This window comes from Streptomyces sp. NPDC002588 (genome assembly GCF_040295925.1).
In the GTDB taxonomy this organism is placed as follows: domain Bacteria; phylum Actinomycetota; class Actinomycetes; order Streptomycetales; family Streptomycetaceae; genus Streptomyces.
Genome location: NZ_JBEOWF010000096.1, coordinates 1 through 5,442 on the forward strand (window position 1 = coordinate 1; position 5,442 = coordinate 5,442).

Here is a 5,442-nt window from a genome sequence, read left to right on the forward strand (position 1 = left end):
ACCCAGGCCCCCGACCTCACCGAGGTCCAGCAATACCTCGACGGCATCGGCGTCGCCAAGTTCAAATGGCCCGAACGCATCGAACCCATCGACGAGTTCCCCCTGACCAACATCTCCAAAGTCGACAAACGCGCCCTGCGCGCCAGGATCACAGCCGTACTCGCCGCCGAAGACTCACGGTGACCCCCACACCACACCGCACCCACGGGAAGGAACCCACATGTCCGACACCGTGACCACCGAGCACCTCGGCGAACGGGCCGCCCTGAAAATGCTCAAATCCGCCATCGAGAAAGCCCGCCAGATGGGCACCCCCGTCGGCGTCGGCATCGTCGACACCAGCGGCCACCTACGAGCCTGGGCCCTCATGGACGCCGCCCCGAACATCGCCCACGACGTCGTGCTCAAGAAAGCCAGGACCGCCGCCTACCTCGGCCGGCCCACCGGAGACATACCCGCCGAGGCCGCCGCCGCCCTCAGCCTCGCCGCGGCCGACTTCACCAACATCCCCGGCGGGCTCCCCGTACTCAAGAACGGCCAGACACTCGGCGCCATCGCCGTCGCCGGCAGCACCCCCAAGAACGACATCATCGTCGCAGAAGCCGGCCTCGCCGCACTCGACCCGACCTGACGACCTCACCCCCAATCCCCCGCAGGGCGGCGGGCCTGACGATCCCCTGGCCGCCCTGCGGGTCACCCACACCCAGTTCCGTATGGAGGCCAATGATGTCCGCCACACGTGTCATCCACCCTGGCTGCGTCCTGCCCGCCCCGCACAGGACGCAGCAACTCGCCGAGACGTCCGGGGCATTCCGCTCGGCGGTGCCTGATCCCGACGTACAGCTCGTTCTCGAGGAACGGTTGCGCGACGACCTGCCGGCCCTGATGACCCAGCTGGGCCTCGCACCGGAACCGGCCCGGGCATGACGAGCACGGGGAACGCTGTCCGGGCCTGCGACGCCGTGGTCATCGACGCGGGACACAACGGCCTGGTCGCCGCCAACTATCTGGCGAACGCCGGTCTGGACGTCGTGGTGGTGGAGGCCGGGGAGCGAATAGGCGGCATGACGTCCTCGGAGTACTCGATCCCGGGGGCTCCGCAGCACCTGGTCAACCACTGCGCGGTGGACCCCGTTCTTTGGGGCGCGGGCCCGCCGGCCCGCGAGCTGGGACTTGACGCGGTCTGACCGGCATGGAGATCGGCCGCCAGGTACACGCGCACGAGGACATCGGCGCGCTGCGACATGTCTCCGGCGGCTCACACCACACGTGGACCAGATACTGAGCCGCTCCGGCCCGCTGCGTCCGGCGCAGGGTCTCGGCGGGTACTCCACCCCGCTGAAGGCACTCCATCTCGGAGGTTCCGGGTCACACCCCGGCGGGTCGGTCACCGGACTACCCGGCTGTCTCAGCGCCAAGGCGACGCTGCGCGCACTGCGTCGGCCCCGTGGCCGGTAAGGCGCAGGACATCGTTGGTGCAGTTCGGTCCGGCAGCCGCCGGTGGACGGCGAAGCGGGCACGGCCGGTCGAACCCGCCCGGTCCCGCGAGAAGCGGGGCGCCTTGAAGCCGGGTCCTGGACCCGGTTGTCTACGAGCCTCCGTTTCGCCACCCGGGCACGTCGAGGGCGCGTCTCGCCCTCCCCTCTGAAGCGGCGGCCACGATCAAGGCGTGGCGCGTTCGGATGACCACCGAACAAGGCCGGCGACCTCAGCCCTGACCGACAGTCGGGCCGCCGAAAGACGACGTCACACGAGGTCGAACACAGCGTGCAGCAACCTTGACGTGAGTCGACTTGGCAGTTAGATAATTAACACCATCGACAAGTGACGTGCGGGTGCGGACTCGCCCCACCCCCGGCAGATGAGGTCGCCCTGCGCGTCCAAGACTCCCGCGAGCCGGGACGCCTCCTCCCTCGTACACGAAACGAAGAGGTCATTTCGGGGAGTACCGCACATCGCCCCCACACTCGAACATTCCGTTTCTGATCAGTTGAAGTGATCCAACCAGGAGGCATCAATGAGCACGGCCCCTACGACAAAGGCGTACGAAGACTTCCCGGCCGACTTCGGTGGCGCCGTCTTCCGTCTCGGCGATGACGGCTACGACGAGGCCAGGGCCATATACCAAGGCCGTGCCGCCGACACCGGGCCCGCGCTGATCGCGCGGTGCGCGGACGAGGAGGACGTCGCGACCGTCCTGCGGTACGCGTCCGCGAGGGACATCCCGGTCGCCGTGCGCGGTGGCGGTCACATGTCGGACGGCCTGGCGATGCCGGACGGCGCGCTGGTGATCGACCTCTCCGGCATGCGTGCGATCACCGTGGACCCCGAGACGCGGGTCGTGCGGGCGCAGCCGGGTGTACTGCTGGGGGAGCTGGACGCGGCGACGCAGCAGTACGGTCTGGTGGTGCCGGCCGGGACGGTCAGCTCCACCGGCGTGGCGGGACTGACGCTCGGAGGCGGCATCGGGCACCTGATGCGCCGCTTCGGGGCGACCGTCGACAATCTGCTGGCCTGCGAGATGGTCACCGTCGACGGTCGCAGGGTGCGCGCGGACGAGAAGGAGAACCCGGAGCTGTTCTGGGCGCTGCGCGGCGGCGGCGGCAACTTCGGGGTCGTCACCGCGTTCGAGTACCAGGCGCACCCGCTGGGTCCCGACGTCGTCAGCGGACAGATCATCTTCCCCGGGGACCAGGCCGGCGGGATCCTGGCCCGGATTCCCGGACACATGGCGGATGCCCCCCGTGAACTCGGGCTGCTGATCGCGATCACCGACGCACCCCCGCTGCCGGTCCTGCCCAAGGAGGCACACGGACAGCCGGTGCTGGTCCTGATCCCGGTGTACAGCGGGGACCCGGAAACGGCGGACAAGGTGATCGAGCCCCTCGCCGCCCTCGGCCACCCGGTGGCCAACCTGGTCGCCCGGACCCCCTGGGTGCAGGCCAACTCGATGCTCGACGCCATCGCCCCCTACGGCGTGCGGATGACCCTGCGCGGCGGATACCTCCCGGCTCTCACCGACGACGTCATCAACGTCCTGCTGGAGCGTGCCGCCGTGGTACCGCGCGAGCCCGGCGCGAGCAGCACGTTCAACGTGTGGTGCCTGGGCGGCGCGATCTCCGAGGACGTCGACGAGGACGCCGTCGCCTTCTCCCGCGAGGGCGCCGCCTTCCTGTGGGAGGCCGTCAACATGTGGCAGGCGCCGGAGCACGACGCGCAGTACGAGGAGTGGGCCGAGGCCACGCTCGCGGCGGTCCGCCCGCACGCGTTGGCGAACGGCTACACCAACCTCTCCAACGACCAGGGCGAGGAGTGGCGCCGCGGTGTCCACGGCAGCCCGGAGAAGTTCCGCCGTCTGACCGAGATCAAGACGGCCTGGGATCCGCGCAACCTGCTCCGCTTCAACAAGAACATCTCCCCCGCCGACGCCGGCTGACCGGCGGCCGCGTCGGACACGTGCTCGGAGACGTCGTCCGACGTGATCACCGTTCTGTCGCAGGTCGTCGCCCTCATCCACACATTCTTCGGAAGGACGTACCAGTCACATGACTGAGCAACTGGATGGCACCGTCGCCATGGTCACCGGCGCGAGCAGCGGGATCGGCCGGGCTGCCGCTGTGCAGCTGGCCGCGCGGGGGGCCGCCGTCGCGCTGGTGGCGCGCCGCAAGGACCGGCTCAAGGAACTGGCCGACGACATCAGCCGGTCGGGCGGCACCGTGACGATCGTGGACACGGACATCACCGACCGCAAGCAGGCGTTCGCCGCGGTGGAACAGACGGTGACCGAGCTGGGACGGCTGGACACCGTGGTGAACTGCGCGGGGGTGATGCTCACCGGCCCGGCGACCGAGGCGCCCGTGGACGAGTGGGAGCGCATGGTGTCGCTGAACCTCATGGGCCTGCTCTACGTCTCCCACGCCGCCCTCCCCCACCTGATCAGCGGGGCGGAGAACAGTCCGCGCCGGGTCGCCGACCTGGTCAACATCAGCTCCGGCGCCGCCCGGACGGCCCGCGGCGGCGCGTCCGTCTACGCCGCCACCAAGATGAGCGTGAACACCTTCAGCGAGGCACTCCGTCAGGAGGCGGCTCCGCACAACGTACGGGTCTCGATCGTGGAGCCCGGCGCCGTCGACACGGAACTCTTCGATCACCAGCGGCCGGCCATCCGGGAGCACTTCGAGCAGTGGCTGGCCAACGTGGAGAAGCTGTGGCCCGCGGACATCGCGGACGCGATCGAATACATCGTCACCCGGCCGCGCCGCGTCACCGTCAACGACATCATGGTCCGCCCCACCGACATGCACTGAGCAACCCGGGCCGATACGTCCGGAACTCGCGTCGCCAAGGGGACACCTCGCCGGCCCGGCCCGCTGCCCGTCAGCGGGCCGGTGGTCCGAACCCGCAGGTCGATGTGCGACCTGACCACTCCAGAACCTCCGACACGCAAGAACCCCGTCGACCGGCACCCGCGCCAATGGATGCCGGTCGAGGAAGATCGCCAGTTCAGCCGTTGACAGGCGTCGTCGTCATAGTCCCGGCACAGCGAAAGGGTCGGCCCACCATGTCGAAAGTACTCATTCTCGTCGGTCATCCGGATCTGTCCCGGTCGAGGTGCAACTCGGCACTGCTCGACGCCGTCAAGGACCTCGACCACGTGACGGTGCACGATCTCTACGCGACCTATCCCGATTTCGCCGTCGACGGCGACGCGGAGCGGGCGCTGCTCCTCGAACACGATGTCATCGTCTTCCAGCACCCTGTCCAGTGGTACAACCTCACCCCTCTCTTCAGGCAGTGGCAGGACATCGTCCTGACCCACGACTGGGCTTTCAACTACGAGGGCAGGCCGAGCCGGACAACCGGCAAGAAGGGCGTGGTCGCCGTCACCTTCGGCGGCGACCGGACCGACTACACCCCCGGGGGCCTGGTCGGTCGCACCGCCGAGGAACTCCTCAACAACTGGGACAGCACCCTGCGCCTGTGCCAGTTCGACATACAGCCGGTCTTCACACTGCACGGCGCCGCCTTCGGCGTCCCCGACGAGGATCTCGTGACCGCGAGCAAGGAGTACCGAGCACTGCTGGCCTCCTTCGCCTGACGCGGTCACCCAAGGCGACTTCAGTTAACTTCATGTTGAATTTTCAACGCAAATGAAGAAGATGAGGCCTGAAACGCCTCTGACCGCATTACCATCAACTTCATGACAAGAAGCACGCACAGGACCGCAGTTGACTCCGCACCCGGCCACGGGGCGAAGGAGACCACGGCCAACCGGTCCACGGCCCGGCGCGAGCTCATCGAGAACGAGATGTTCGAACAGGCCTCCCGGCTGTTCGCCGAGCGAGGTTTCGCCGGGACCAACCTGGGAGACATCGCCGAGGCCATGGGCATCACACGCCCCGCTCTGTACTACTACGTGAAGAGCAAGGACGATCTGCTCGC

The 5,442-nt window shown here is 68.4% G+C and carries 7 protein-coding genes and 1 pseudogene; all 8 read left to right on the forward strand.

Annotated features, from left to right (window positions below; translation table 11 throughout):
* Positions 1 to 183, forward strand: a pseudogene (locus ABT057_RS48675) (2,3-dihydroxybenzoate-AMP ligase); the annotation flags it as partial.
* A gap of 37 nt (positions 184 to 220) precedes the next feature.
* Complete coding sequence (locus ABT057_RS48680) at positions 221 to 631, forward strand: GlcG/HbpS family heme-binding protein (RefSeq protein WP_352351785.1); 411 nt, start codon at positions 221 to 223, stop codon at positions 629 to 631.
* A gap of 95 nt (positions 632 to 726) precedes the next feature.
* On the forward strand, positions 727 to 927 hold the full coding sequence (locus ABT057_RS48685; RefSeq protein ID WP_352351787.1) for a hypothetical protein: 201 nt from the start codon (positions 727 to 729) through the stop codon (positions 925 to 927).
* A complete protein-coding gene (locus ABT057_RS48690; RefSeq protein WP_352351789.1) occupies positions 924 to 1,187 on the forward strand; it encodes an NAD(P)-binding protein in 264 nt (87 codons plus the stop codon). Before ABT057_RS48685 ends, ABT057_RS48690 begins: the two co-directional genes overlap by 4 nt.
* Before the next feature lie 830 nt (positions 1,188 to 2,017).
* Entirely contained in the window at positions 2,018 to 3,436 is a 1,419-nt protein-coding gene (locus ABT057_RS48695) for an FAD-binding oxidoreductase (RefSeq protein ID WP_352351791.1), read from the forward strand.
* 109 nt (positions 3,437 to 3,545) lie between these two features.
* Positions 3,546 to 4,307, forward strand: coding sequence for an SDR family NAD(P)-dependent oxidoreductase (locus ABT057_RS48700; protein ID WP_352351793.1), 762 nt, complete (start codon positions 3,546 to 3,548; stop codon positions 4,305 to 4,307).
* A gap of 254 nt (positions 4,308 to 4,561) precedes the next feature.
* Positions 4,562 to 5,098 carry an NAD(P)H-dependent oxidoreductase gene (locus ABT057_RS48705; RefSeq protein ID WP_352351794.1) on the forward strand — a complete coding sequence of 179 codons (537 nt, stop codon included), beginning with the start codon at positions 4,562 to 4,564 and terminating at the stop codon, positions 5,096 to 5,098.
* Between the two features lie 102 nt (positions 5,099 to 5,200).
* Positions 5,201 to 5,442: helix-turn-helix domain-containing protein (locus ABT057_RS48710; protein WP_352351795.1), on the forward strand; the 242-nt coding region annotated here is incomplete at its 3' end.